This window comes from Caballeronia temeraria (genome assembly GCF_001544795.2).
Lineage (GTDB): Bacteria > Pseudomonadota > Gammaproteobacteria > Burkholderiales > Burkholderiaceae > Caballeronia > Caballeronia temeraria.
This window is the reverse complement of record NZ_FCOI02000010.1, coordinates 53,242-79,292: the sequence shown is the minus strand read 5'-3', so window position 1 is coordinate 79,292 and position 26,051 is coordinate 53,242. Positions and strand designations below refer to the sequence as shown.

At 63.6% G+C, this 26,051-nt stretch carries 24 protein-coding genes; 21 read left to right on the top strand and 3 right to left on the bottom strand.

Features of this window, described 5'->3' with window-relative positions:
• Positions 1 to 60: 60 nt before the first annotated feature.
• From mltG to AWB76_RS16430, 9 genes are all read left to right on the top strand, one after another.
• The gene (mltG, locus tag AWB76_RS16470; protein WP_061161202.1) at positions 61 to 1,071 is read left to right on the top strand and encodes an endolytic transglycosylase MltG; all 1,011 of its coding nucleotides are present in this window, start codon (positions 61 to 63) and stop codon (positions 1,069 to 1,071) included.
• The gene (gene tmk / locus AWB76_RS16465) at positions 1,072 to 1,692 is read left to right on the top strand and encodes a dTMP kinase (protein ID WP_061161201.1); all 621 of its coding nucleotides are present in this window, start codon (positions 1,072 to 1,074) and stop codon (positions 1,690 to 1,692) included. It abuts the gene before it with no gap.
• A gap of 18 nt (positions 1,693 to 1,710) precedes the next feature.
• Entirely contained in the window at positions 1,711 to 2,751 is a 1,041-nt protein-coding gene (locus AWB76_RS16460; protein ID WP_061161200.1) for a DNA polymerase III subunit delta', read from the top strand.
• Positions 2,752 to 2,795: 44 nt separating this feature from the next.
• On the top strand, positions 2,796 to 3,581 hold the full coding sequence (locus tag AWB76_RS16455) for a TatD family hydrolase (protein ID WP_061161323.1): 786 nt from the start codon (positions 2,796 to 2,798) through the stop codon (positions 3,579 to 3,581).
• 53 nt (positions 3,582 to 3,634) lie between these two features.
• Positions 3,635 to 4,393, top strand: a complete 759-nt coding sequence (locus AWB76_RS16450) for an ankyrin repeat domain-containing protein (RefSeq protein WP_061161199.1) — start codon at positions 3,635 to 3,637, stop codon at positions 4,391 to 4,393.
• An 88-nt stretch (positions 4,394 to 4,481) separates the two neighbouring features.
• The gene (locus AWB76_RS16445; protein ID WP_061161198.1) at positions 4,482 to 4,838 is read left to right on the top strand and encodes a Rap1a/Tai family immunity protein; all 357 of its coding nucleotides are present in this window, start codon (positions 4,482 to 4,484) and stop codon (positions 4,836 to 4,838) included.
• Positions 4,839 to 5,017: 179 nt separating this feature from the next.
• A complete protein-coding gene (locus tag AWB76_RS16440) occupies positions 5,018 to 6,256 on the top strand; it encodes a mechanosensitive ion channel family protein (RefSeq protein ID WP_061161197.1) in 1,239 nt (412 codons plus the stop codon).
• 82 nt (positions 6,257 to 6,338) lie between these two features.
• Entirely contained in the window at positions 6,339 to 7,724 is a 1,386-nt protein-coding gene (gene otsA, locus AWB76_RS16435; RefSeq protein ID WP_061161196.1) for an alpha,alpha-trehalose-phosphate synthase (UDP-forming), read from the top strand.
• A 228-nt stretch (positions 7,725 to 7,952) separates the two neighbouring features.
• On the top strand, positions 7,953 to 9,023 hold the full coding sequence (locus tag AWB76_RS16430; RefSeq protein WP_061161322.1) for a glycosyltransferase family 4 protein: 1,071 nt from the start codon (positions 7,953 to 7,955) through the stop codon (positions 9,021 to 9,023).
• Between the two features lie 93 nt (positions 9,024 to 9,116).
• Here the strand turns inward: AWB76_RS16430 and AWB76_RS16425 are convergent, their stop codons facing one another.
• From AWB76_RS16425 to AWB76_RS16415, 3 genes are all read right to left on the bottom strand, one after another.
• Positions 9,117 to 9,707, bottom strand: coding sequence for a BPSL1445 family SYLF domain-containing lipoprotein (locus AWB76_RS16425; protein ID WP_061161321.1), 591 nt, complete (start codon positions 9,705 to 9,707; stop codon positions 9,117 to 9,119).
• A 394-nt stretch (positions 9,708 to 10,101) separates the two neighbouring features.
• Positions 10,102 to 10,572 carry a hypothetical protein gene (locus tag AWB76_RS16420; RefSeq protein WP_061161195.1) on the bottom strand — a complete coding sequence of 157 codons (471 nt, stop codon included), beginning with the start codon at positions 10,570 to 10,572 and terminating at the stop codon, positions 10,102 to 10,104.
• Between the two features lie 221 nt (positions 10,573 to 10,793).
• Positions 10,794 to 11,090 carry a PsiF family protein gene (locus AWB76_RS16415; protein WP_061161194.1) on the bottom strand — a complete coding sequence of 99 codons (297 nt, stop codon included), beginning with the start codon at positions 11,088 to 11,090 and terminating at the stop codon, positions 10,794 to 10,796.
• Between AWB76_RS16415 and AWB76_RS40965 the strand changes: the two genes are divergently transcribed.
• The 12 genes from AWB76_RS40965 (at position 11,091) to AWB76_RS16360 (ending at position 26,049) form a co-directional block, all read left to right on the top strand.
• Complete coding sequence (locus tag AWB76_RS40965) at positions 11,091 to 11,285, top strand: hypothetical protein (protein ID WP_157696156.1); 195 nt, start codon at positions 11,091 to 11,093, stop codon at positions 11,283 to 11,285.
• Positions 11,286 to 11,319: 34 nt separating this feature from the next.
• Entirely contained in the window at positions 11,320 to 11,601 is a 282-nt protein-coding gene (locus tag AWB76_RS16410; RefSeq protein WP_061161193.1) for a hypothetical protein, read from the top strand.
• Between the two features lie 268 nt (positions 11,602 to 11,869).
• Positions 11,870 to 12,832, top strand: coding sequence for a sugar ABC transporter substrate-binding protein (locus AWB76_RS16405; protein ID WP_061161320.1), 963 nt, complete (start codon positions 11,870 to 11,872; stop codon positions 12,830 to 12,832).
• 215 nt (positions 12,833 to 13,047) lie between these two features.
• Positions 13,048 to 14,637 (top strand): sugar ABC transporter ATP-binding protein, encoded by a 1,590-nt coding sequence (locus tag AWB76_RS16400; RefSeq protein ID WP_061161319.1) that lies wholly within the window; start codon positions 13,048 to 13,050, stop codon positions 14,635 to 14,637.
• Complete coding sequence (locus AWB76_RS16395; protein WP_061161192.1) at positions 14,638 to 15,627, top strand: ABC transporter permease; 990 nt, start codon at positions 14,638 to 14,640, stop codon at positions 15,625 to 15,627.
• Between the two features lie 190 nt (positions 15,628 to 15,817).
• Positions 15,818 to 16,840, top strand: a complete 1,023-nt coding sequence (locus AWB76_RS16390; protein WP_061161191.1) for a LacI family DNA-binding transcriptional regulator — start codon at positions 15,818 to 15,820, stop codon at positions 16,838 to 16,840.
• A gap of 20 nt (positions 16,841 to 16,860) precedes the next feature.
• Positions 16,861 to 17,799, top strand: coding sequence for a ribokinase (rbsK, locus tag AWB76_RS16385; protein WP_096031311.1), 939 nt, complete (start codon positions 16,861 to 16,863; stop codon positions 17,797 to 17,799).
• A 176-nt stretch (positions 17,800 to 17,975) separates the two neighbouring features.
• The gene (locus tag AWB76_RS16380) at positions 17,976 to 19,733 is read left to right on the top strand and encodes a methyl-accepting chemotaxis protein (RefSeq protein WP_061161317.1); all 1,758 of its coding nucleotides are present in this window, start codon (positions 17,976 to 17,978) and stop codon (positions 19,731 to 19,733) included.
• A gap of 107 nt (positions 19,734 to 19,840) precedes the next feature.
• The gene (locus tag AWB76_RS16375; RefSeq protein WP_061161190.1) at positions 19,841 to 20,602 is read left to right on the top strand and encodes a hydratase; all 762 of its coding nucleotides are present in this window, start codon (positions 19,841 to 19,843) and stop codon (positions 20,600 to 20,602) included.
• A gap of 397 nt (positions 20,603 to 20,999) precedes the next feature.
• Entirely contained in the window at positions 21,000 to 22,922 is a 1,923-nt protein-coding gene (locus AWB76_RS16370) for a PrkA family serine protein kinase (protein WP_008349646.1), read from the top strand.
• A 200-nt stretch (positions 22,923 to 23,122) separates the two neighbouring features.
• Positions 23,123 to 24,388: a YeaH/YhbH family protein gene (locus AWB76_RS16365; protein ID WP_061161189.1), complete on the top strand. Its 1,266-nt coding sequence runs from the start codon at positions 23,123 to 23,125 to the stop codon at positions 24,386 to 24,388.
• A 107-nt stretch (positions 24,389 to 24,495) separates the two neighbouring features.
• Positions 24,496 to 26,049, top strand: coding sequence for a SpoVR family protein (locus AWB76_RS16360; protein ID WP_374729931.1), 1,554 nt, complete (start codon positions 24,496 to 24,498; stop codon positions 26,047 to 26,049).
• The last annotated feature ends 2 nt before the right edge of the window (positions 26,050 to 26,051 follow it).

Genomic DNA, 26,051 nt, shown 5'->3' with positions numbered 1-26,051 from the left:
AATGCGGCTCTGGAGCGGGCGGCAAGTTATTATATTGGTCTTATCTCAAGCGTGTTTCGCATGTCCTTTCTGAAGAAATGCGTCATGGCAGCGGTGCTCGCCGCCATGCTCGCGGCGGCCGTCGCGGGCGGCGTGTACTGGTGGGCCGGCCGGCCCCTGGCATTGCCGACGCCCGAACTCGACGTCACCATCAAGCCTCACAGCAGCCTGCGCAGCGTGAGCGCCCAGTTGAACCGCGGCGGCGTGCCCGTCGAACCCGAGCTTTTCGTGCTGATGACACGCGTGCTCGGCCTGTCCGCACAGCTTAAATCCGGCAACTACGCGTTCAAGACCGGCATCACGCCTTACGAGGTGCTGCAGAAGATCGCGCGCGGCGATGTCAACGAATATGTCGCGACGGTCATCGAAGGCTGGACGCTGCAGAAGATGCGCGGCGAGCTCGACAGCAATCCCGCGCTCAAGCACGACACCGCCGGCATGACCGACACCGACCTGCTGCGCGCGATCGGCGCGGCCGAAGTCGACAAGGCGTCCGCCGAAGGTCTGTTTTTCCCCGACACCTATCTCTTCGACAAGGGCACGAGCGATCTCGCCGTCTACAAGCGCGCGTACCGGCTGATGCAGGCGCGTCTCACCGAAGCGTGGAACACGCGCGCGCCGAATCTGCCTTACAAGACACCTTACGAGGCGCTCACGATGGCGTCGATCGTCGAGAAGGAGACGGGCCGCGCCTCGGACCGGCCGCTCGTCGCGGCGGTGTTCGCGAACCGGCTGCGCATCGGCATGCCGTTGCAGACCGACCCGAGCGTGATCTACGGCTTAGGCCCGGCCTACGGCGGAAAGCTGAAGAAAAAGGACCTGCAGACGGACACTCCGTACAATACCTACACGCGCATGGGTCTGCCGCCGACGCCGATCGCGCTGCCCGGCGTGGCCGCACTGAACGCCACGCTCAATCCCGCCGCGAGCAACGCGCTGTATTTCGTGTCGCGCGGCGACGGCAGCAGCATCTTTTCCGACAATCTCGGCGACCACAACAAGGCCGTCGACAAATACATCCGGGGTCAATGAATGGCGCGCGGCAAGTTCATCACGTTCGAAGGCATCGACGGCGCGGGCAAGACCACGCATCTGGACTGGTTCCGCGAGCGGCTCGAGTCGAAAGTCGAGCCGGGCGGGCATCGGGTCGTCATGACGCGCGAACCGGGCGGCACGCCGCTCGGCGAAACGCTGCGCGGCATTCTGCTGAATCAGCCGATGGACCTCGAAACCGAAGCGCTCCTCATGTTCGCCGCACGCCGCGAACATCTCGCGCAAGTGATCGAACCGGCGCTCTCGCGCGGCGACTGGGTGCTGTCGGACCGTTTCACCGACGCGACTTTTGCCTATCAGGGCGGCGGCCGCGGTCTGCCGCGCGACAAGCTCGAAGCGCTGGAACGCTGGGTGCAGGGCGGTTTCCAGCCGGATCTGACCGTCCTTTTCGACGTGCCGACCGACACCGCGAGCGAGCGCCGCTCGGCCGCGCGCGCGCCGGACAAGTTCGAGAGCGAATCCGAGGCGTTTTTCGAGCGCACGCGCAGCGAATATCTGCGCCGCGCGGAAGAATCGCCGCAGCGGTTTTTCATCGTCGATTCGACGCGCTCCATCGAGCAGATTCGGAAAACGCTCGAAGAAATGCTCGCAAGTATCTGATTCCACGAAAATATAGCGATGATCTACCCCTGGCAAACCGACGACTGGCAGCGTCTCCAGCAACTGCGCGCGCACTGGCCGCATGCGCTCTTGCTGCACGGAGAGGCGGGCATCGGCAAGCTTCAGTTCGCGCAGCATCTGGCGCAAGGGCTTCTGTGCGAGACGCCCGCCGCGAATGGCGAACCGTGCGGCACGTGCCCGGCGTGTCTGTGGTTTTCGCAAGGCAATCATCCCGATTACCGCGCGGTGCTGCCTGAAGCGCTTGCGGGACTGGCCGCCGCAGCCGGCGACGCAGCCGATTCCCCCGCCGACAAAGCCGACGGCGACGAAGGCAAGAAGACCCGCGCGCCCAGCAAGGAAATCAAGATCGAGCAGGTGCGCGCGCTGCTGGATTTCTGCGGTGTCGGCTCGCATCGCGGCGGCTTGCGCGTCGTCGTGCTGTATCCGGCGGAGGCGCTCAACGTCGCGGCGGCGAATGCGCTGCTGAAGACACTTGAAGAACCGCCGTCGGGCGTCGTGTTCCTGATGGTGTCGGCGCGCATCGACCGGCTGTTGCCGACGATCATCAGCCGCTGCCGTCAATGGCCGATGAGCGTGCCGCGATCGAAGGAAGCGAGCGCATGGCTCGCGTCGCAAGGCGTCGACGATCCGGCGGCCGTGCTCGCGCAGGCGGGCGGCGCGCCGCTTGCTGCGCTCGCGCTGGCGAACGACGAGCACCGCGCCTTGCGCGACTTCACGCTCGCGCAACTCGCCGCCGGACCGAACTGCGATGCCTTCGCGTGCGGAGAGAACCTGCAGAAGCTGCCCGTGCCGCTCGTGCTCGGCTGGCTGCAGCGCTGGCTCTACGATCTGCTCGCCGAGCGCACGGCGGGGCGGCCGCGATATTTCCCCGGCGCGGCGAAGCCGCTCGCGCGTTGCGCGCACAGCGCCGATTCGGCCGCGCTCGCACGCTACATGAAGACCGTCACGCGGCAGCGCGCGGTGGAAAACCATCCGCTCAATGCGCGACTCGTGTTCGAGGAACTGTTCATCGGCTATCGCGGCATCTATACCGCCTGAAGCCATCGAGCGCGCGACGCAGGACATGCATGAAGGAGCACCCGATGTTCGTCGATTCACACTGTCATATCAACTTCGAAGGGCTCGCGGACCGTTTGCCCGACGTCCTCGACAAGATGCGCTCGCATTCGGTCACGCACGCGCTGTGCGTGTCCGTCGACCTGGAGACGCTGCCCTCGGTGCTCGCCATCGCGGAGCAGCACGAGAACGTGTATGCGTCCGTCGGCGTGCATCCGGATCACGAGGATATGCGCGAGCCGAGCGTCGCCGAACTCGTCGAACTGGCCGCGCATCCGAAAGTTTGCGCGATCGGGGAGACCGGGCTCGACTACTATCGTCTGGAAGGGCGCAGCATCGCCGACATGGAATGGCAGCGCGAACGCTTTCGCACGCATATCCGCGCCGCGCACGCGACGGGCAAGCCGCTCATCATCCACACGCGCTCGTCGTCGGACGACACGCTGCGCATCATGGAGGAGGAGCGCGCGGGCGTGCCGGGCGGCGTCATGCATTGTTTCACCGAGCCGTGGGACGTCGCCGAACGCGCGCTCGCACAGAATTTTCATATCTCGCTGTCGGGCATCGTCACCTTCAAGAAGGCGACCGATGTGCAGGACGTGGCGCGGCGCGTGCCGATCGAGCGTCTGCTCATCGAGACCGATTCGCCGTATCTCGCGCCGGTGCCGTATCGCGGCAAGCCGAATGAACCTGCGTACGTGAGTTATGTCGGACGTTTCATCGCGCAATTGCGCGAGCAGCCGGAAGAGACCGTCGCGCAGGCGACTACCGACAACTTCTTCCGGCTCTTCAAGATCGCGCGGCCAGTCTGAGGGCGGACGGCCCGCGCTTAAAAAACTGTTTCAAGGCAATCCGAAGGTCACTTATGAACAATTCCACGATGGTTTCCACTCCGAACACGATGCGCGCCGCGCGTAAGGGCGTAGCCGTGCGCGGTCTCGTCGCCGGGGCGCTGCTCGCGGCCTGCGCGATCGCTCAGCCGGTCTGGGCCGCGTCCGTGGACTCGCTCATCAAGGCGGTCAAGTTCGACGACATATCGGCGGTGAAGAAACAGCTCGCGCAGGGCGCGGACCCGAACACGGTCGACGACAGCGGCACGCCGATCATCGTGATCGCCGCGCGCGAGAAGTCGGACAAGGTCGGCCAGTTGCTCGCCGACAACCCGAAGACGGATCTGGAGAAACTCGATCCCGCCGGCGAAAACGCGATGATGCTCGCGGCGCTCAACGGCGACGCGACCTTCGTGAACCTGCTGATCGCCAAGGACGCCGAAGTGAACAAGAAAGGCTGGACGCCGCTGCATTACGCCGCGACCAACGGCCATGACGATATCGTGAAGATTCTGGTCGACCATTCGGCCTATATCGACGCGGGTTCGCCCAACGGCACGACGCCGCTCATGATGGCGGCGCGCGGCGGTCATCTTTCGACCTGCAAGCTGCTGCTCGACGAAGGCGCCGACCTGCGCGTGAAGAACCAGCTCGGCATGACGGCGGTGGACTTCGCCCGCAAGTACAACGAGAAGGATGTCGCCGAAGGCCTGCAGGCGCGTCTCGATTCGATGCCGCAAGGCGCGAGCGCGGGCGCAGGCGCTGCGCAAAGCGGCTCAAACGGTGCAAAATAACGCAGCGCGAAACAAAGTCCGGGGCGAACGCATCTTTCCCCGGACCCGTTGCTCCAATTTCACCGCCGCTCTACATAAAAGGAAGATCATGCTGCGGGAATTCGTCCTCGCCTGTGCTCTCGCAACGCCGGTTTGTGCGTTCGCGTTTACCGGCAACGATCTGAACAAGCTCTGCACCAAAACGGATCCCAACTCACGGACCGCCTGCGCGGCCTACATCGAAGGCGCGGCGGACGGCATCTACAACACGATCGAAGCGATCGGCGGAACGTCCGGGCCGCAGATCGGCCAGTACTTCTGCCTGCCGGCGGACGTGAAACCGCAGCAACTCACGGACGCGGTGCGCAAGTACATCGCCAATAATCCCGATAAAGCCGAGTTCAACGCGACCACGATGGTCTCGCTCGGCCTCGGCAAGGCGTTTCCCTGCAAGGCGGAACGCTGAACGAATCGTGACGCCGGGGCGCTGGCGTCACGCTTGCTGCAACAACATTGCGACGGCCGCGCCCGGACGGATCGCGCGACTGCAATCCCCAGCGCCACGCAACATCACGCATCCATGCGATGCAACCGCCGTATCCACCTCGCCGCTTATCCCTTCCCGAGGCTGATCCCGCGACGCTCATGCTCTCATTCGACCATTTCCTGGATCTCGCAGAACGGCCGCTCGGCACCTGGCCCGGCGCGCTCGTCGTGCTTGCCATTTCCGTGGCGGTCGCGGTCGGCGTGCATCGCGTCGGCGCGCGCATTCTCGTGCGCATCGCGCGGCCTTATCCGCTGATGAGCGTCGTGCTGCGCTACATCGACACGCCCGCGCTCATTCTGCTCATCATGCTCGGGATCGGTTTCACGATCTTCGAGGCGCCCGATACGCTGCCTTTCATCGGCGCGCTGCGCGATGTGGAAACGGTCGCGCTGATCGTCGCGATCACGTTTCTCTCGGCGCGCTCGGCGGGCGCGGTGGGCGAGGCGATCGTGCAGGCGCATCCGCTCGACACCGACGACAATCTCAACGCGCGCCGCATCCACACGCAGGCGCGGGTGCTCGCGCGCTCGGTGATGGTGGTGATCGTGATCATCGGCTTCGGCGGGGCGCTGATGGCGTTTCCGAGCGTGCGGCAGATCGGCGCGAGCCTGCTGGCGTCGGCGGGCGTCGCGGGTCTGGTCGCCGGTATCGCCGCGCGGCCGGTGCTCGGCAATCTGATCGCGGGCTTGCAGATCGCGCTGTCGCAGCCCATTCGTCTCGACGATGTCGTCGTCATTCAGGGCGAATGGGGGCGCGTCGAGGAAATCACCGGCACGTATGTGTCGATCCGCATCTGGGATCAGCGGCGGCTCATCGTGCCGTTGCAATGGTTCATCGAGAATCCGTTCACGAACTGGACGCGCAACAGCTCGCAGATCATCGGCACGGTGTTTCTGTATGTCGACTACCGCATGCCGCTCGCGCCGCTGCGCGAGGAACTGGAACGCATTCTCGCGCATGCGCCGGAATGGGACGGGCGCGTGCAGGTGCTGCAAGTCACCGATGCCACCGATCGCGCGATGCAGCTTCGCGTGCTCGTCAGCTCGTTCGATTCGGCGCTCAACTGGGACTTGCGCTGCCGCGTGCGCGAAGGGCTCGTGAGCTTCGTGCAGGCGGCGTATCCGCACTATCTGCCGCGCGCGCGGGCGGATTTGTCGACGGATAAGGACACGCACGTCGACTTCGCGCCGCCGCTCGAAAGAGCGGGCACGGCGCATGCCGCCAGCACGGCGAACACGGCCGCCGATCCGGTCGCGAGCCGCGGCGAGCAGACCGGGCCGGACCCGCGCGCGCACGCGGCGGCGTCCACCGCGCCGGCTTCCGCCGAAAAGACATGACGGAAACCCGCGCGCCGTTTCCCGGTCGTAAATTTCGGGTTTATCCTAAAAAAGCAACGTTCGAAGAGGAAAAGGAAAACATATGAGCCGTCTCGTCGTCGTATCCAACCGGGTCGCCACGCCGACCGAAACCAAGGGCTCCGCGGGCGGGCTTGCCGTCGGCGTCTTCGGGGCGCTGAAGGACAGCGGCGGCGTCTGGTTCGGCTGGAGCGGCGACGTCGTGAGCGAAACCGTCGCGAACCAGGGACCGAAGCTCGAACAGGACGGCGCGGTGACGTTTGCAACCGTCGGCCTGCCGAAGAAGGATTACGACCAGTACTACCGCGGCTTTTCGAACGCGATGCTCTGGCCGGTTTTCCACTATCGCAACGATCTCGCCGTCTACGATCGCGACGAGTATGCCGGCTACCGGCGCGTGAATGCGTGGCTCGCGCACAAGCTCGTCAAACTGCTTCAGCCCGACGACGTCATCTGGGTCCACGACTATCACATGATCCCGTTCGCCGAAGCGCTGCGCTCGGCGGGCATCACGAATCGCATCGGCTTCTTTCTGCATATTCCGTTTCCGTCGCCGCAGATTCTGTTGAACATTCCGCCGCACGAAGAACTGGTGAAATCGCTGTGCTGCTACGACGTCGTCGGATTTCAGACGGAAAGCGACCGCATCGCGTTTCACGACTACATCGTCCGGCACGCGCACGGCACCGCCACGCCCGATGGCCGCGTCGAAGCGTTCGGCCGAAAGCTGCGCACGAACGTGTATCGCATCGGCGTGTTTCCCGACGAAATCGCCGAGCAGGCCGAGCGCGGCGAGGCGCGTCAGGACGTGATGGACCTGAAGCAAAGCCTCGAAGGGCGCAAGCTCATCATGAGCGTGGACCGGCTCGATTACTCGAAGGGGCTCGTCGAGCGCTTTCGGGCGTTCGAGCATTTTCTGGAGAAGTCGCCGGAGTGGCGCGGCAATGTCACGCTCGTGCAGATCGCGCCGCCGACGCGCTCGGACGTCGAAACGTATCAGCAGATCCGACAGAACCTGGAGTACGAAGCGGGGCGCATCAACGGGCGCTATTCCGGGCTCGATTACACGCCGATCCGCTATCTCAACCAGCGCTATGACCGCTGGAAATTGATGTCGCTGTTTCGCGAATCGCAGATCGGGCTCGTCACGCCGCTGCGCGACGGCATGAATCTCGTCGCGAAGGAGTATGTCGCGGCCCAGAATCCCGATGATCCCGGCGTGCTCGTGCTGTCGCAGTTCGCCGGCGCCGCCGATGAAATGACCGGCGCGGTGATGGTCAATCCGCACGATATCGTCGGCACGAGCGAGGCGATCGGCCGCGCGCTGGCGATGCCGCTCGCCGAGCGCAAGCAGCGCTACGAAACCAACATGATCGCGCTGCGCAAGCACGATCTGGGCGTATGGCGCGACGATTTTCTCAGGGATCTGCGCGGCGACGCCCGCAAGTAACCGTCCCGCGAAACGATTGTTTCGGCCCTGTAACAGAGCGATGAAAGTGCAAGAGGCGGTCATGACGGGCGCTTTTGCACTCGATAATGCCTTCATCGCGGCGGACGGCGGGCTCACCTAAGGGCAAACCTCGTTGGCCGAGCTTTCGGTCCGCTGTCATACTCGATGCGCGTTGCGGCTGGCATACGACGTCCGCCGCACGTCGATACCTGCATGGAGACGATAACGATGAGAATTGCCCAGATTGCTCCGCTGACCGAATCGGTGCCGCCGAAGCTCTACGGCGGGACCGAGCGCGTCGTGTCGTATCTCACCGAGGCGCTCGTCGAGCTCGGTCACGATGTGACGCTCTTCGCCACCGGCGATTCGCAGACCAGCGCCAACCTGGAGCCCGTCTGGCCGCGCGCGTTGCGGCTCGACCCGGCGATCCGCGATCGCATCGCGCCTCATATGCTGCTGATGGAACTGGTGCGCCGCCGCGCCGAAGAGTTCGACGTCCTGCACTTTCACATGGACTATTACTCGTTCTCGCTCTTCAAGCGCCAGGACACGCCCTTCCTGACGACGATGCACGGCCGCCTCGATCTGCCCGAGCAGCAGCCCGTGTTCGATACCTTCGACACGGCGCCCGTCGTCTCCATCTCCGATGCGCAACGCCATCCGCTGCCGCAGGCGAAGTGGGTCAGCACCGTCTATCACGGTCTGCCGGAAAAGCTTTTCGTGCCGCAGCCGGTGGAGCAGAAATACCTGGCGTTTCTCGGACGCATCTCGCCGGAAAAGCGCGTCGATACGGCCATTCGCATCGCGGGCCGGTGCGGCCTGCCGATCAAGATCGCCGCCAAGGTCGACTTCGCGGATCACGAGTACTTCGAGCGCGAAATCGCGCCGCTCCTGAAGCTGCCTTATGTCGAATACATCGGGGAAATCAACGACAGCCAGAAGGCCGAGTTCCTGTCGGGCGCGCACGCGCTGCTGTTTCCGATCGACTGGCCGGAGCCTTTCGGCCTCGTGATGATCGAATCGATGGCGTGCGGCACGCCGGTCATCGCGTTCAATCGCGGCTCCGTGCCGGAAGTGTTGGACGAGGGCGTGTCGGGCTTCATCGTCGAGGATGAGATCGGTGCGGTGGCGGCGGTGAACCGCCTGCATACGCTGTCGCGCGAGCGCGTGCGCAAGCGCTTCGAGGAACGCTTCACGTCGCACCGCATGGCGCGGCAATATCTCGATGCGTATCAGTCCGTCGTGCGCGCGCAAAAGCGGGCGCGCTTCAAGGTGATCGATCGCGCGACGTCCACCTGAGTTCGGCATCAACAAAAAACCGCCGTGCGGCGCGACCCGGAAGATCGCACCACACGGCGGTTTTGCATTCGCCGCGCGAAAAGCGCGACGCGCTCAGTACTTGATGCGCGACACCTTCGTGCCTTGCAGCGACACGTCGGCCATCAGACCGGCGTTCGTCAGCACGATCGCCTCGACCGGCTTGGTCGCGGTGGTCGTGTCGATCACGCCGTTCGCGCCCATCCTGACCAGCGCCACGGATGCATCCGCGCCCGCCGACCAGCCATCCGAGTTGCGGAATTTGTCGAGCGCGTCCTGCGTCATGAACAGGAAGATCAGCGCCTTCGACTGCGCGCCTGCCTGCAGGCCGAACGAGCCGGACGTCGTGCTGTAATAGCCGACGCTGCTGCCGCCCACGCGCAGCGCGCCCTTGCCGTATTGCGCGCCGACGATGAAGCCGGCCTGAAGTACCGACGGGAACACCAGCACGCCGCGCGCTTTCGCGACGAGTTCACGCGAGCCGCCGACGGTGGCATAGAGACGCTGAATCGTGCTGTCGACATCTGCGTCGATGGCGCGGCGGTCATCGGCGGCGCCCGCAGCCGCTTCGCTGCCGGCGTTCCGGTTTGCCGTGCAGCCGGCAAGCGCGAGGCCTCCCAGCGCCAGAACGGCGGTCGACTTGAGCATGAAGTTTCGTCTTTGCATCATTGTTCTCCATCGTGGAATTTAGGAAACCCCATAGAGCGGGAGGGTGAGGCACGCAAGTTATAGCACAGCAACATGAAATGCGAACCCGGCCCGTGCGCCGAAAGCCTTGTCAGGCTTGGGTTTTCAGGCTTCGCAACATTCGGGCAACAAACCGAACCTAGCTTACTCCGAATCCGTCCCTATCACTGTGAAGCGGGACGCTAAATTACACAAATCTTTCGACCGCGCGCTGCATCTTCATAAGGGTAGACGAAGCTTCGACCAAACCGAAATGGAAACGGAGTTTTCGCCCGAAGCGCACCCCAAGGCAAGCAGAATTTTCGTGGCGCCGCCTTAAGGTCGTACGTGAAAACCGCCAAAGGAAGTAGCAACGACCGTACCCGAGCGCCGCTCACGGATGGGTCGTCGTTTTTACTTCGGCGGCAGGCGATGCCGGCGCATGCTGCGGCCGCCGCAATGCGCGTCTGACACCGCCGATCAACATGCCGACCACCAGCAGGAACGCGGCGGGCACGATCCAGTAACCGACGAACGCATGCCAGAGATAGTCCGCGAGCGTCGACTTGCGATGCGCATATTCGGCGAGGGCTTCCTGATGCTTCGGCGCGTTGGCCGTGAGGACATCGGCGGGACAGCCGGCGGCGCGCGCTTCCTCGGGCGTGCCGCGGCAGCGCGTGGCGGCGCCGGCGGCACGTTGCGCGTCGCTCAGTTCCCACGTCGACAGTGCTTTCTGAAGATCGACGGTGTTGTACGCCATCTCCTCCCGCACTTCATTCACCGCGACGATCAGCACCGGCACGAACCAGAACGTGATTATCACGAGCCACCGCCTGAACCAGCGGTTTTTGTGTCTCCATGCCATCCGATGCCTCCATGCGTGGCATTTCGCCTCGCTCGATGCGGCGGCGGCCGATGGCTTGTATCTTGTATTCGTGAGGGGGCCGCCTTCGCGTCATCTTATGAGAAAAAGACGACGGTGCGAATCACCAGCTTGGGTGCAGTGCAATATCGGCTGGTAGGCAGCGTAATTAGGAAAGGGTCGCCGCGCGCGAACGGCGCGGCGCGGATGCGGAAAAAGCGCGATCAGCCCTTGTTGCTGAGACAGCTCTTCATGAAGCTCTTGCGGTCGTCGCCTTTCTTGTCGCCTGCCTGGCTGTTGCACGCGGTCATCTTCTGTTGCTGCGTCATCGGTGCGGATGCGGCGGCGGGTGCGGCGGACAGGCAACTCTTCATGAACGCCTTGCGATCGTCGCCTTTCTTGTCGCCTGCCTGCTTGTTGCAGTCGGTCATCTTGCTTTGCTGGCTGTTGGCGGCGAAGGCGGCATGTGCGCCGAGCGTCAGGCTCAACACGGCAATGAGGGCAGTGGCTCGAATTTTCATGTGACGATCCCTGATTTGAGTAACGGTTGTTTTTCGACGGCGCGCATCGCTAGCGGCATGCCGCCCGCGCATTATGGCAAACCGAATATCAACGGTGTGTGGGATAAGGTGAAATCGGGAGGCAAGCTGCGACTGCCTGGAACGGCGCTTGCAAACGCCTTTCACGACACGCATTGCGAAAAACTCGACGTATGATCGTGCGAGCGATCACGCAGCCAGGAGGCGCTTCATGTCCACGCCGTTGTCCGACCATTACAAAGGTTTTGAAATCAAGGTGCAGGCGTTGCGGCGCGCGAAAGAGCGCGACGACCCGGAGGACGGCCCGCGGCATTTCGACATCGTCGTGACGATCGCGAAGAGCGCACATGGTGACAATGGCCGCTCCGTCATGTTCGGCGTGCCCGAGCAGGAACCGTTCGACAGCCCGATCGACGCCACGCGCGCGGGCATCGACTACGCGCGCGACATCATCGACAACAAGGTGGAAGGGCAGTCGGTCGAGGATCTCTGATTCGCGCCGCAACGCTTTGCCTGCTGGCAACCATCAACGCCGTCGAGCAGCCGTTCGGCGGCGTTGTCGCATGTCCACTACACGTTAGCCCGATTGACCTCCGACGCCGGTGCTACGAGAATCGACGGCGAGCAAACGTTGAAACCGCGCCCGAAAGAGCGATCGAAAGCTTTGGCGCGTGATCCTCCGGCGCGGATCGAAAGACGCGTTGCTCGTGTTCGCTGCATCTCGAAAGACCAACAAACCAGAAAAAGCACTGGAGATCCGCATGAACCGAATCATCCGCCGACGCGTCCTCAAGGCTGGCGTCGCGCTCGCCGCGTGCGCCGCATTGCCGTTCGCCTCGTCATCCGCATTCGCGCAGACCGCGGGCAAACCCAAGGTCGCGCTCGTCATGAAATCGCTCGCCAACGAGTTCTTCCTGACGATGGAAAACGGCGCGAAGGACTATCAGGCGCACAACAAGAACCAGTTCGACCTGATCACCAACGGCATCAAGGACGAGACCGACACGGCGGCGCAGATCCGCATCGTCGAGCAGATGATCGTGTCGAAAGTCGACGCGCTCGTCATCGCGCCGGCGGATTCGAAGGCGCTCGTGCCGGTCATCAAGAAGGCGGCGGACGCGGGCATCATCGTCGTGAATATCGACAACCGGCTCGATCCGGACGTGCTCAAGTCGAAGGATCTGAACGTGCCGTTCGTCGGACCGGACAACAAGAAGGGCGCGAGGAAGGTCGGCGACTATCTCGCGCCGAAGCTGAAGAAGGGCGATGAAGTCGCGATCATCGAAGGCGTGACGACCACCACGAACTCGCAGGCGCGCAGCGCGGGCTTCAAGGAGGCGATGGACGCGGCCGGTATGAAGGTCGTTGCCCTGCAGTCGGGCGAATGGGAAATCGACAAGGGCAACGCAGTCGCCTCGCAGATCCTGAACGCGAACCCGAACGTGAAGGCGCTCCTGTGCGACAACGACAACATGGCGATCGGCGCCGTGTCGGCGATTCGCGCGGCGGGCAAGGCGGGCAAGGTGCAGGTGGTCGGCTTCGACAACATCGGCGCGATCAAGCCGATGCTCAAGGACGGCCGCGTGCTCGCGACCGCCGACCAGTACGCGGCGAAGCAGGCGGTATTCGGCATCGACGTGGCGCTGAAGGCGATCGCCGGCCACAAGAAGCAGTCGGAGCTGTCGCAGGTCGTCGAAACGCCTGTCGATCTCGTGACGAAGTAAGCGCGTCGCGAAGCCTCAAGTTCGCGGCAGGCGTGCCGATAACAGACTGACGAGCGCGAAAGGCAGACGGCGCGGACGCGATCCGCGCACTTCAGCGGACTTTTCGCGCGAAAGGTGTGGAACACGCCGGAAGCCGCGAGCGTCGAGGCGCGCGGCCTTTTCCGCAGCCATGCGGGACCACCACGAGGATGCACAGCGAACCCCTGAAGCGCCCCATGACCGGACCGAACGATGCAAACGTGCTGACGGTGACGGGCATCGGCAAGACTTATGTCGAGCCGGTGCTGGCGGACGTGTCGCTTGCGCTCGTCGCGGGCGAAGTGCTCGCGCTGACCGGCGAGAACGGCGCGGGCAAGAGCACGCTGTCGAAGATCATCGGCGGGTTGACGGATCCGACCACCGGCACGATGACGCTCGCCGGCCAGCCCTACGCGCCGAAGAGCCGCTCGGAGGCCGAAGCGCTCGGCGTGCGCATGGTGATGCAGGAGCTGAATCTGCTGCCGACCTTGTCGGTGGCGGAGAATCTGTTTCTGAACCGCTTGCCGCGCAAGGGCTTCGGATGGATCGACCGGAAACGGCTCGCGGAAGATGCGCGTCACGCGATGGCGCAGGTCGGGCTCGACGCGATCGATCCGGACACGCTCGTCGGCGGGCTCGGCATCGGGCATCAGCAGATGGTGGAGATCGCGCGCAATCTGATCGGCGATTGCCGCGTGCTGATCCTCGACGAACCGACCGCGATGCTCACCGCGCGCGAAGTGGATCTGCTGTTCGAGCAGGTCGAGCGGCTGAAGGCGCGCGGCGTCGCCCTCGTGTACATCTCGCACCGGCTGGAGGAATTGCGGCGCATCGCCGAACGCGCGGCTGTCTTGCGCGACGGGCGCCTCGTGCATCTCGGCCCGATGGACGAACTCACGAGCGACCGGCTCGTCACGCTGATGGTCGGGCGCGAGATCGGCGAGCGCATCGATCTGGGCGAACGCCGGATCGGCGATATCGCGCTGAAAGTCGAAGGCATGACGCGGCTGCCCGCGGTCCGCGACGTGTCGTTCGAAGTGCGCGCAGGCGAGATTTTCGGCGTGAGCGGACTGATCGGCGCGGGCCGCACCGAGCTCATGCGGCTCATCTACGGCGCGGATCGTGCGGACGCGGGCACGATTTCCGTCGCGCGTAACGGACAGGCGCTGCGGCGCGTGCCGGTGCAATCGCCGTCGGATGCGGTGAACGAAGGCATCGCGCTCATCACGGAGGATCGCAAGGGCGAGGGCCTCTTGCTCACCTTGCCGATCGCCGCGAACGTTTCACTGGGCAACGTCAGCGCGGTGGCGCGGCACGGCGTGGTCGACAACCGCCGGGAAGCGGCGCTCGCGCAGCGGCAGATCGACGCGATGCGCATTCGCACGTCGGGGCCGGCGCAGGCCGTGTCGGAGCTGTCGGGCGGCAACCAGCAGAAGGTCGTGATCGGCCGCTGGCTCGCGCGCGACTGCTCGGTGCTGCTGTTCGACGAACCGACGCGCGGCATCGACGTCGGCGCCAAGTTCGACATTTACGGGCTGATGGGCGCACTGGCCCGCGAAGGGCGCGCGCTCGTCGTCGTGTCGAGCGATCTGCGCGAGCTGATGCTGATTTGCGACCGCATCGGCGTGATGTCGGCCGGACGCATGACAGGTGTGTTCGAGCGCGCGAACTGGACGCAGGACGCGCTGCTCGCGGCGGCATTCTCCGGCTACGCGAAGCGCGAGGCGATCATGCACGAACCCATCGTCCCGGACGCGAAGGCGCCCGAAGACAACGTGGAGCATTGAATGAGCGAAGCGAATCTGCCCGCCGACGCACCGAAGAGCACCAAAGGCGTCGGCACGCGGCTCGGATTGTCGAACTACCTGGGTCTCGCGGGCGCGCTCGCCGCGATGATCGCGCTGTTTTCGGTACTGAGCTCGCACTTTCTGACGTACGACACGTTCAGCACGATCGCGAACCAGATTCCGGATCTCGTCGTGATGTCGGTCGGCATGACGTTCGTGCTGATCATCGCGAGCATCGATCTTTCGGTGGGCTCGGTGCTGGCGCTGGGGGCATCGGTGGTGAGCGTGGCCGCGCTCAAGTGGCACTGGCCGGCGTTTCCGGCCGCGCTGATCGGGCTCGCGGCCGCCGCGCTCACGGGCACGGTGACCGGACTCGTCACGGTGGCGTGGCGGATTCCGTCGTTCATCGTGTCGCTCGGCGTGCTGGAAGGCGCGCGCGGGCTCGCGTATCAGATGACGAACTCGCGCACGGCGTATATCGGCGATGCGTTCGATTTTCTGTCGAATCCGATCGCGTTCGGCATCTCGCCCGCGTTCCTGATCGCGGTCGCCGTCATGATAATTGCGCATCTGGTCTTGACCCGGACGGTTTTTGGCCGATATCTGGTAGGTATCGGTACGAACGAGGAAGCCGTGCGTCTCGCGGGCGTGAATCCGCGGCCGTACAAGGTGATCGTTTTCGCGTTGATGGGCGCATTCTCGGGGCTCGCGGCGCTGTTCCAGATTTCGCGCCTCGAAGCCGCCGATCCGAACGCCGGCGCGGGGCTGGAGCTGCAGGTGATCGCGGCGGTCGTGATCGGCGGAACGAGCCTGATGGGCGGGCGCGGCTCGGTCATCAGCACGTTTTTCGGGGTGTTGATCATCTCCGTGCTGGCGGCGGGACTGGCGCAGATCGGCGCGAACGAACCGACCAAGCGCATCATTACCGGCGCGGTGATCGTGGTGGCGGTGGTGCTGGACACATACCGCAGCAGAAGAAAGCGGGTTTGATTGAGGGACGGCGCAGGCAGGCGCACCGCACGGGGCAGAGCGCAGCCGGCCACGGTAACAGGCCGCAGCGGCGGCAGACGACGAAGCAGACAGGGCGCGGGGAAAGCAAAGCGGCGCATGACATGATGTGCGCGCCGGACGCCTTACGACCAATAAGACAGCAAGACCTAAGAAAAGCGAAGGACGATGTATGGCGACGATCAAAGACGTGGCAGCCATTGCCGGGGTGTCGTTTACGACGGTATCCCACGTAGTGAACAATTCGCGGCCGGTGTCGGCCGACGTGCGGGCGAAAGTCGAGCGGGCGATCCTTGAGCTCGACTACGTGCCGTCGGCGGTCGCGCGCTCGCTGAAGGCGCGTTCGACGGCGACCATCGGCCTGCTCGTGCCGAACGCAACGAATCCGTATTTCGCCGAGCTCGCGCGCGGCGTCGAGGATGGCTGCGCGAAGAACGGCTATTGCGTGTTCTTCTGCAATTCCGACGACGATCCCGCGAAGCAGCGCAACTATCTGCGCGTGCTGCAGGAAAAGCGCATCGACGGGCTGGTGATCGCATCGGCGGGCGAGGATTCCGTGCTCGCGCAATGCCTCGCGGGCGCGCGCGAACCGCTCGTGATCGTCGATCGCAATATCGAAGGGCTGCAGTCGGACCTCGTGCAGATCGACCACGAAAAGGGCGCGTATCTCGCGACCAAGCATCTGCTGCAACTCGGGCATTCGAAGATCGGCTGCATCACCGGGCCGGTCGCGACCGCCGTGTCCGCGATGCGCCTTCACGGCTTTATCCGCGCGATGGCCGAGCGCGGCATGGAAATCGAGCCGAACGCGATCCAGCAGAGCGATTTTTCCGCGACGGGCGGTTACGCCGCGGCCTCGCTCCTGCTCGACAACATGAAGCCGACGGCGATCTTCGCCTGCAACGACATGATGGGCATCGGCGCGCTGCGTGCGGCGGCGGAGCGTCACATCAACGTGCCGACGGATTGCTCGATCATCGGTTTTGACGATGTCGAGCTGTCGCGCTATACGTATCCGGCTTTGTCGACGGTGGGACAATCGGTGCGCGCGCTCGGCGAAATGGCCGCGCAGACGCTGATCGACCGCATCACCGGCAAGCTTGCCGGCACGACGCGCCGGCGCGTGGTGGCACCGCGCCTCGTGCGCCGCGAATCGACCGCGGTCGTGCCCGAGTCGCGCGGCGCGAAGGCGTAACCAGGGAATTCAACCAGGACATGAAGATGGGCGACAGCGCCAGACAAGGCCGCGTGACCGTGGTCGGCAGCCTCAATATGGATCTGGTCGCGCGCGCGCCGCGTCTGCCGCGACCGGGCGAAACGCTCGCCGGACACGCGTTCGCGCAGGTGCCGGGCGGCAAGGGCGGCAATCAGGCCGTCGCCGCGGCGCGTCTCGGCGCGCAGGTCGCGATGATCGGCTGCGTCGGCGGCGATTCGAACGGCGCGACGCTCAAGGGCAGTCTCGAAGCGGAAGGCATCGACTGCGCGGCGCTCTCGACGAGTGCGAGCGCGCCGACGGGCGTGGCGCTCATCGTCGTCGATGACGCGAGCCAGAATGCGATCGTCATCGTCGCGGGCAGCAACGCCGAAGTGACGCCCGCGCGCATCGAGGCGCAGGAGGCGCTGCTCGCGCAGGCGGATGTCATCGTGTGCCAGCTCGAAACGCCGCCGGATACCGTGCGCGCCGCGCTCGCCACCGGACGGCGCCTGAGCCGCACGACGATCCTCAATCCCGCGCCCGCCGCGCGCAAGCTGCCGCCGGACTGGTTTCCGCTCATCGACTATCTGATTCCGAACGAACTCGAAGCCGCGACGCTCTCCGGCGTTGCCATCGAGACGCCGGACGACGCCCGCCGCGCCGCGCAGGCGCTCAAGGCGAAGGGCGCGCGCAATGTGATCGTGACGCTCGGCGGGCAGGGCGTGCTCGCATTGCTAGACGGCGCGGACGATGACGGCGTTCACCTGCCGTCTCCGCGCGTCGAAGCCGTCGATACGACCGCGGCCGGCGACACCTTCATCGGCGGTTTTGCGGCGGAACTCGCGCGCGGCGCGGCGGCCATCGACGCCATCGCCTTCGGCCAGCGCGCGGCGGCCATCGCGGTGACGCGCGCGGGCGCGCAGCCGTCGATTCCGCACCGCAGCGAAATTTCAGCATAAGTTTTCAATAATCGTTGAAAAACGGCGCGCTCGACGCGCCGTTTTCTTTTCATACGAAACAATTTCCTCAAGTGCCCACGCTTTCGCGCCGTTTACATCGGAAGCGGCCGCGCGATGTCTCGCGCACGCAGTCACGAACGACGACCCCGCTCGCGAGCGGCATCAAGGAAAACTCAATGAAAAAAGCTTTGTCGATCAAGGCGCGCCTCGGAATCTCGATGGCGTTTCTGGGTGCGTTGCTCATCGCGATCGGTGCGCTCGGGCTCACCGGCATGAGCCACTCGAATGGCGCGTTCCAGGCGACGTATTCGGTGCAGATGCCCGCGGCGATTGCCGTCGGCAACGCGGAAATGTATGCCGCGCGCGAACGGCTCGTGTTCGATCGCGCGGCGCTGCTCGCCGGCACGCCGGAAGTGGCATCGACGGTCGAGCGCGCGCGCATGATGCGCGATCGCGCAGACGGCTACTGGAAGGAATACGCGTCGCTGCCGCAATCGCCGGAAGAAAAGCGTCTCGCCGACGCCGCGCAGGAAAAGCGCCTCGCGCTGCAGGGTATCGTCGACAAGGGCGTCGCAGCGGTCATGGCGAACGATCGCGACGGCATCATCGCGAACGCCAAGGCGATGCAGGTCACCTACAACGAGCTCGCCAACGCGAACGACGCGCTGCGCAAGCATCTGACCGAAGCGTCGAAAAGGAGCTACGACGACACCCAGAGCCGCTTCGAATTGTTCCGCGCGTTGAGCCTCGGCGCGATCGCGCTCGGCATGGCGGCGGCGGTGTTCGCGTGGTTCTCGCTCAGGCGCGCGATCGGGCGGCCGCTCGAAGCCGCGCTCGGCCATTTCGAGGCGATCGCCGCGGGCGATCTGCGCCGCGAAGTCGTCGTCACGTCGCGCGACGAAATGGGCCTGTTGCTCGAAGGGCTCGCCAGGATGCGCACGAGTCTGCTCACGACCGTGCGCACGGTGCGCTCGGGCAGCGAATCGATCGCGTCGGCGACGCAGCAGATCGCGGCCGGCAATACGGATCTTTCGTCGCGCACTGAAGAACAGGCATCGGCGCTGCAGGAAACCGCGTCGAGCATGGAAGAGCTGACCGGCACCGTCCGCCAGAACGCCGACAACGCGCGCCAGGCGAGCGCGCTCGCGGCGAACGCCTCGGAGATCGCCGGCAAGGGCAGCGCGGTCGTGACGCAGGTCGTCGACACGATGCGCGAGATCGACGGCAGTTCGTCGAAGATCGCGGACATCATTTCGATCATCGAAGGCATCGCGTTCCAGACCAACATTCTGGCGCTCAACGCGGCGGTCGAAGCGGCGCGCGCGGGCGAGGAAGGGCGCGGCTTCGCGGTGGTCGCGGGCGAGGTGCGCAGCCTCGCGCAGCGTTCGTCGGCGGCGGCGAAGGAAATCAAGGAGCTGATCGATACCTCCGTGGCGCGCGTGCGCACGGGCACGACGCTCGTCGACGAAGCCGGCCGCACGATGAACGAGATCATCGGCGCGGTGCAGCGTGTCACCGACATCATGGGCGAAATCGCGGCGGCGTCGGAAGAGCAGTCGAGCGGCATCGAACAAGTGTCGCGCGCCGTCACGCAAATGGATGAAGTGACGCAGCAGAACGCGGCGCTCGTCGAGGAAGCGGCGGCGGCCGCGCAGTCCCTCGAAGATCAGGCCGCGCGGCTGCGGCAAGCCGTCGCGGTGTTTCAGGTGGCGGACGGCGCGCCGCTTGCTGCCAGAGCAGCTGGTGCGGCTGGTGCGGCTGGTGCAGTCCCATCCGCGCCGGCGGCGAAAGTTGCATCGCGTGCAACGGTGGCGGCGCGTGTTATCGCGAAGCCTGCCGTGACGTCGCCTTCGAAACGCGCGGCTGCCGCGCCCGCGCCCGCGCCGAAAGCGCCCGCGACCGCGGATGCAGGCGGCGACTGGGAAACGTTCTGAGCAACGCGCGAGCCATGAATGCGCGCGAATGCACACGCGCGCGACCAACGCCGATCCGGTAACCCGTACACTGATGGGTGCGTCATCGCTCACACGAGGATATCGACATGACCGGATCGACACTCGCCGCGAAACTCGCGGACGCCCGCCGCCGGCATCAGCTGATCGAAACGCTGGAACACGCCGACATTCCGGCCGACGCGCCCACCGCCTACGCGATCCAGCACGAGATGCTGAGGGAATCGGATGCGCGCATCGGCGCCTGGAAGATCGGCGCCCGCGCGCCCGATGCGCTCGCCACGGGCGCGCCCATCGATGCCGCGCTCGTCCACGTTTCGCCCGCGCGGCTGCCTTTTCAATCGTTCTTCCGCGTGCTGGTGGAACTCGAAGTCGCGTTCCGCTTCGCCTATGCGCTGCCCGCGCGCAGCGATCCATACACGCGCGAGGAAGTGTTCGACGCGATCGGCGGCATTGCGGTCGCGCTCGAAGTCGTCGACAGCCGTTTCGCGCAATGGCCCAATCTCGATCCGCTCGCCCAGCTCGCGGATTCGCAGAACAACGGCGCACTCGTCGTATCGGGCATGGAACCTTACGACGTCGTCGCGCCCGGCTTCGACTTTCTGACCCCGCGACTGGAATTCACGCTCGACGGCGTATCGATCGCGCCGGCCGCGCTCGGCAATCCGGCGGGCGATCCGCGCGAACTGCTGCCGTGGCTCGTCAACCATTGTTCCCGTATGGGTTTGACGGTCGAGCCGTTCTGGACCATCACCACGGGGTCCTATACGGGCGCGTATCGCGTCGATGGACCGGGCATGCTGCATGGCGCGATCGACCGCATCGGCGAACTGGAACTGGTGCTCGCATGACGCGCGAAGGCGATGCATCGGGAACGATTATTGATGATGTCGCACGGAGCATCGGCATCTTCGATGTATTGCATCTCATGAGCACGTGCGCACGTATTCGTGCATGAACGCGCATGTGCGGCGCACGTCGCATTGGCGGACAGAAGCAGTGAATAAGTAGCCAAGTGCGGGCGGAAGCGAACAGGCAGCGACGATGTCGAGCAAGAGGATAGCGACATTGGGATGAACATTGTAGGTGAACGAAAATAGCGCACCAAGCTAGGAATTCTTCGAAGCAAATGAGCAACGCAAGTGCGTGAAAAAAAATTCGAAAGGGTTTAGGATGAATTCAAGCGATGTCGTTTCGATTACGCGCGTTGCGCACGGCATAGCTTTCTGACTTCGGCGAGGAGGTAGCATGGATATCTACAGCAGTTTCGCGACCCGCTTCGAAAAAACTCGCGAGGAGGAGTTTTCTCTCGAAGAGTATCTCGCGCTCTGCAAAGAAGATCCTGCCACATATGCAACAGCGGGCGAACGCATGTTGACGGCCATCGGGGAACCGGAAATGGTCGACACTCGCCTCGACCCGCGTTTATCGCGTGTGTTTGCAAACAAGGTCATCAAGGTGTATCCCGCATTCCGCGAGTTCTACGGAATGGAGGAAGTGATCGAGAATGTCGTGTCGTACTTCCGGCACGCGGCGCAGGGTCTGGAAGAGAAGAAGCAGATCCTGTATCTGCTGGGTCCGGTGGGCGGCGGCAAGTCGTCGATCGCCGAACGGCTGAAGCAACTCATGGAGCGCGTGCCGTTCTATTCGTTGAAGGGCTCGCCCGTCAATGAATCGCCGCTCGGTCTCTTCGACTACGACGAAGACGGTCCGGTCCTCGAAGAGCAATACGGCATTCCGCGCCGCTATCTGAAGAGCATCCTCTCGCCGTGGGCCGTGAAGCGCCTGCACGAGTACAACGGCGACATCCGCAAGTTCCGCGTGGTGCGCCGCTATCCGTCCATCCTTCGTCAGATCGGCATCGCGAAGACGGAGCCGGGTGACGAGAACAATCAGGACATCTCGTCGCTCGTCGGCAAGGTGGATATCCGCAAGCTCGAAACCTATTCGCAGGACGACGCTGACGCATACAGCTATTCCGGTGGCCTGTGCCTCGCCAATCAGGGCTTGCTGGAATTCGTCGAAATGTTCAAGGCGCCGATCAAGGTGCTCCACCCGCTGCTCACCGCGACCCAGGAAGGCAACTTCAAGGGCACGGAAGGCTTCGGTGCGATTCCGTTCGATGGCGTCATCCTCGCGCACTCGAACGAGTCGGAGTGGAAGGCGTTCCGCAACAACAAGAACAACGAAGCACTGCTCGATCGTATCTTCGTCGTGAAGGTGCCTTACTGCCTGCGTTACGGTGAAGAGATCAAGATCTACGAGAAGCTCTTGCGCAATTCGTCCCTCGCCGAGGCGGTTTGCGCACCGGGCACGCTCAAGATGATGGCGCAGATGGCCGTGCTCACGCGTCTGCACGAGCCGGAAAACTCGAGCCTCTTCTCGAAGATGCAGGTCTACGATGGCGAGAACCTGAAGGACACGGACCCGAAAGCGAAGTCGTATCAGGAGTATCGCGATTATGCGGGTGTCGATGAAGGCATGACGGGCGTCTCGACGCGCTTCGCGTTCAAGATTCTCTCGCGCGTCTTCAACTTCGATTCGAGCGAAGTCGCGGCCAACCCTGTGCATCTCATGTACGTGCTCGAACAGCAGATCGAGCGCGAGCAGTTCCCGCCGGAGACGGAGCAAAAGTATCTGTCGTTCATCAAGGACGTACTGGCTTCGCGCTACGCCGAATTCATCGGGAAGGAGATTCAGACCGCTTATCTGGAGTCGTATTCGGAGTATGGGCAAAACATCTTCGACCGCTATGTGACGTACGCGGACTTCTGGATTCAGGATCAGGAGTTCCGCGATCACGACACCGGCGAGAGCTTCGACCGCGCGGCATTGAACGCCGAGCTGGAGAAGATCGAGAAGCCCGCGGGCATCAGCAACCCGAAGGACTTCCGCAACGAGATCGTGAACTTCGTGTTGCGCGCGCGGGCGGCCAATGGCGGCAAGAATCCCGCGTGGATCAGCTACGAGAAGCTGCGCGTGGTGATCGAGAAGAAGATGTTCTCCAACACCGAAGAACTTCTGCCGGTGATTTCGTTCAACGCGAAGGGATCGGCCGAAGAGCAACGCAAGCACGAAGACTTCGTCAATCGCATGGTCGCGAAGGGCTATACGCCGAAGCAGGTCCGGCTCCTGTGCGACTGGTATCTGCGCGTGCGCAAGTCGTCGTGATGTAAGCAAGACGGGAGTCGGCGCTCGCGGCGCTCGACTCCGGTCCCGCGCAAAGCGATAGTCAGGATGTCCGTGCGTTTCGGGCGCGTGAATTGCAACCGGAGCGCACAATGGACACTTTGCGAGAACGGAAGACGCCGCGCTCAGCCGTCGGCTCGCGCAGCGTCTCACAACCTCGCCAATAACGCGGGAGACTGGATGTGCTGCACCAAATCATCGACCGCAGGTTAGCCGGCAAGAACAAGAGCATCGCCAATCGCGAGCGCTTCCTGCGACGCGTCAAGAGTTACATTCGCCGCGCGGTGTCCGACGCGGTGCGCGATCGCAGCATCAAAGACATTCAAAGCACTCAGAGCATCACCATTCCCAAGAAGGACATCTCCGAGCCATCGTTCCGTCACGGACCGGGCGGCAAGCGTGAGTACGTCCATCCGGGCAACGCCGATTACATTCGCGGCGACAAGATTCCGCGTCCGCCCGGCGGCGCGGGCGGCGGCGGCAAGAGCGCCAGCAACGAGGGCGAAGGGCAGGACGATTTCGTCTTCGAACTCTCGCGCGAAGAATTCATGCAGTACTTCTTCGACGACCTCGAACTGCCGCGCCTCGTCAAAACCCAACTGCTCGCCGTGCCGACATGGAAGAACGTCCGCGCGGGCTGGGCGGCGGAAGGCACGCCGAATAACATCGACGTGGTGAGATCGCTGCGCTCCGCGCTCGGCCGGCGCATTGCGCTCGGCTGGCCGCTCGCGTCGCAGTTACGCGAAATGGAGCGTCAGCTCGAACAGCTAAAGGAAGAGAACGCCGACGCGGAAGACATCGCGCGGCTCGAAGCGGATATCGTCATCATGCAGGGGCGGATCACGCGGATTCCGTTTATCGATCCGTTCGATCTGCGCTACATCAATCGCGTGAAGCAGCCTACGCCGTCGAGCAAGGCCGTGATGTTCTGCCTGATGGACGTCTCCGGCTCGATGGACGAGCAACGCAAGGACTTGTCCAAGCGCTTCTTCATCCTGTTGTATCTGTTCCTGCAGCGGAACTACGAGAAGATCGAAGTCGTGTTCATCCGCCACCATACGCGCGCGGAGGAAGTCGACGAAGACACGTTCTTCCATTCGACTGAAAGCGGCGGCACGGTGGTGTCGAGCGCGCTCGAACTGATGAAGAAGATCATGGACGAGCGTTACTCGCCCACTGAATGGAACATTTACGGCGCGCAGGCATCGGACGGCGACAACTGGACCGACGATTCCCCCAAGTGCCGCAAGCTGCTGGCGGACGACATCCTGCCGAAGGTTCGGTATTTTGCCTATATTCAAGTTGCGCCGGAGGAGCAGAATCTCTGGTTGGAGTATGCTCAGCTTGCGATGGGCGCGCCCGAACTCGCCATGAAGAAAGTTGATTCGGCCGCGGACATCTATCCGGTTTTCCGTGAGCTGTTCGAGAAACAGCAGGCGGCCGCATGACGACGCGGCATGTGCACAACGAGACGCGCGGGTATCAGCTGGAAGGCACGGACGATCGTGCCAGTTCCCGCTTGGGACCAGAAGCCAGGCAAAGCAAGGCGTCCGAGATGGCAGACGAGGCGCACGAGGAAGGCAGAATGAATGTATCGGAGAAACGGCGGCCGCTGCCGTGCCCGTCGGACTGGACTGTCGAGTTGATCGAGGAGTACGACGCCGAAATTTCACGCGTCGCGAATCGCTACGGTCTCGACACCTATCCGATCCAGCTCGAAATCATCAGCTCCGAGCAGATGATGGATGCGTATGCGTCCGTCGGGATGCCGGTGAACTATCGGCACTGGTCGTTCGGCAAGCACTTTCTTGCCACCGAGAAGGGCTATCGGCGCGGGCAAATGGGCCTCGCGTACGAAATCGTCATCAATTCGAATCCCTGCATCGCGTATCTCATGGAAGAGAACACGATGACGATGCAGGCGCTCGTGATCGCCCACGCGGCGTACGGGCATAACTCGTTCTTCAAGGGCAACTATCTCTTCCGGCTCTGGACGGATGCGCACGCGATCATCGATTACCTCGTCTATGCGAAGAATTACATCGCGGAGTGCGAGGAGCGTTACGGGCTGGATCACGTCGAGGAACTGCTCGATTCGTGCCACGCGTTGATGAACTACGGCGTCGATCGCTACAAGCGGCCGCAAAAACTGTCGCTCGCGAAGGAAGCGGCGATGCGGCGCGAGCGCGAAGCGTATCTGCAGTCGCAGGTCAACGAATTGTGGCGCACGCTGCCCAAGGGCAAGGACCCTTCGCCGGAGGAAACCGAAAGCCGGTATCCGCCCGAGCCGCAGGAGAATCTGCTGTATTTCGCGGAGAAGAATGCGCCGTTGCTGGAGCCGTGGGAGCGCGAAGTCATTCGCATCGTGCGCAAGGTCGGACAGTATTTCTATCCGCAGCGGCAGACACAGGTCATGAACGAAGGCTGGGCCACGTTCTGGCATTACACGCTGCTGAACACGCTCTATAACGAAGGCCGTCTCGAAGACAGCTTCATGATGGAGTTTCTGCACTCGCATTCGAACGTCGTGTATCAGCCGCCGGTGACGAAGCCGTATTACAGCGGCATCAATCCGTACGCGCTCGGTTTTTCGATGATGAGCGACATTCGCCGCATCTGCGAAAACCCGACGGACGAAGATCGCGAGTGGTTCCCGGAACTTGCGGGCAGCGACTGGCTGGAGTCCCTGCATTACGCGATGCGCAATTTCAAGGACGAGAGCTTTATCGCGCAATATCTGTCGCCGCATCTGATTCGGGAGATGCGTCTCTTCTCGATTCTCGACGACGACATGCGCGACGCGCTGGAAGTGTCGGCTATTCACGACGACAGCGGGTATCGGTATGTGCGGCAGGCGTTGTCGCGGCAGTACGATATTCATCATCGCGAGCCGAATATTCAGGTGTATTCGGTGAATACGCGTGGCGACCGGAGTCTTACGCTGCGTCATTTCATGACCGACAACCGCCATCTTGCCAACGACAGCGACGAAGTGCTCAAGCACATGGCGCGCTTGTGGCAATTCGATGTTTATCTGGAAAGCGTCGATGAGAATGGCACGGTGAGGAAGCGGTTCGAGTGCCGGTATACGGCGCCGACTACGCGCTGAAC